This window comes from Campylobacter sp. 107, assembly GCF_002383835.1.
Taxonomy (GTDB): domain Bacteria; phylum Campylobacterota; class Campylobacteria; order Campylobacterales; family Campylobacteraceae; genus Campylobacter_D; species Campylobacter_D jejuni.
Map to the genome: position 1 here is coordinate 1 of NZ_NXBA01000079.1, position 1,682 is coordinate 1,682.

Genomic DNA, 1,682 nt, shown 5'->3' on the forward strand with positions numbered 1-1,682 from the left:
TTTATAAGTAAAACATTCTTTTTCTTTTAAAGCTTCATTATAATCAGGATAAGTTTCTAAAGGTGGTAAAGCCAAATTTGGATTTTTCTTTATTTTAAATTTATAAGCCTTTTGTTCTTGTTTATGTGAAATAACAATGCTTAATATTATAAAAGGTAAAGATAAGTAGCCTAATACACTTTTAGAATTTATAATCAAAGCTTGTCCTAGTTTATAAGAAAGTTGGTTTTGAATTCTTGTTTTAGCTTTTCCGTAGTTATTTTGGAAATTTAACAGATTTTCTTTATTCTCTAAGGATGTATTTAAATTATGAATTTGATTGGTTTGGTTTATAATTATAGTTTTTTTGTTTTCTAATATTTTATTTAGATTTTTTATTACTTTTTTCAATGAAAAAACTTTTTTTATATAAAGTTTTTTAGGAATTTTATTTAAAATATCTAAAGGATCTTTATTGCAATCTAAAATTTGCCAAAGAGCTGATATTCTATCATTTAAAAGATTTTCTAAAACTGTATTTTGGTATTTATTGGCAATTTTATTTTCGATAAAACTTAATAACTCAATACAAGTTAAAGCTTCGCTACTGATCCTATGATAAAATTTAGTTTGTTCTATATTGTTAAATTTATTATAAATATTTTTCATATATGGACTAATCCAAGTATTCTTATTTTGATTACTATAATCACATAAACTATTATCCCTAATTCTATAATTATAAAGTTTACAAGGGAGGTATGAAATAAATTTGCATGAAAGAAATAAACTTATTCCAAAAAATACATCTTCATGTATAGTTTGTTTAATAAAATGAAGGTTATAAGTTATAAGATGTTTAAAATCAATCATTCCATTCCAAGCAAAAGAAAACCAAGTAATTCCAGTATTTTTATATTGATTAATCCAATCTAAAGGGGTTATAATATTTTCTTTAAATTTATATCTGTCATGATAGGTTATATTTTCAAAATTTATATTATTTGTTTCATAGTAAAATTTCCAATCAAACCAAACCACTTCAACCCCATCCATTCTAGGAACACATTCTTCTATGCAATTTAATTCCCAATAATCATCAGAATCTAAAAAGATAATATAATCAATATCAGGAGCTTTAAAATTTAAAAGTTCATCTTTGTTTTTAAAGAAATTTGAACTTTTATATATTTTATAAATATTATAAGGATTATCTTCATTGTCTAGTTTAAATTCTACTAAGGAGTTTTCTTTTAATTCTTGGGTAATGTTTTTAAAATCATACTCTTTACTAAAGAATTCTATGCCTACATTACGAGATGAAGAAAGTCCTCCATTTTCCTTATCAAAAAGTATAAATCTTTCATCTTTTAAAGTATATTCTTTTGCTATATTGAGTGAGTTTTCATCAGTACTTCCATCATTTACAAGTACAACTTGTAAATTTTTATAAGTTTGATTAACAACACTATCTAAACATTCTCTTAAATATTTTTCTACATTATAGATTGGGATAACTACACCTACGGTTTTCATTGTTTTTTCTCTAATTTTTTATGGAGCTTAAAAACTCTACAAGGCAATAAGAATAATCCACCCCCATACCAATTCTTACTAGCTTTAATAAATTCTTCTCCTAATTTATAAGTAAAACATTCTTTTTCTTTTAAAGCTTCATTATAATCAGGATAAGTTTCTAAAGG

1 protein-coding gene and 1 pseudogene are annotated in these 1,682 nt (G+C 23.3%); both read right to left on the bottom strand.

Annotation, left to right across the window (positions count from 1 at the left end; all coding sequences use genetic code 11):
- A partial coding sequence (locus tag BGS40_RS07590; protein ID WP_096738573.1) for a glycosyltransferase family 2 protein occupies positions 1-1,515 on the bottom strand: 1,515 nt, incomplete at its 3' end.
- Positions 1,512-1,682: pseudogene (locus BGS40_RS09840) on the bottom strand (alpha-2,3-sialyltransferase); the annotation flags it as partial. The pseudogene BGS40_RS09840 and the gene BGS40_RS07590, both read right to left, overlap by 4 nt.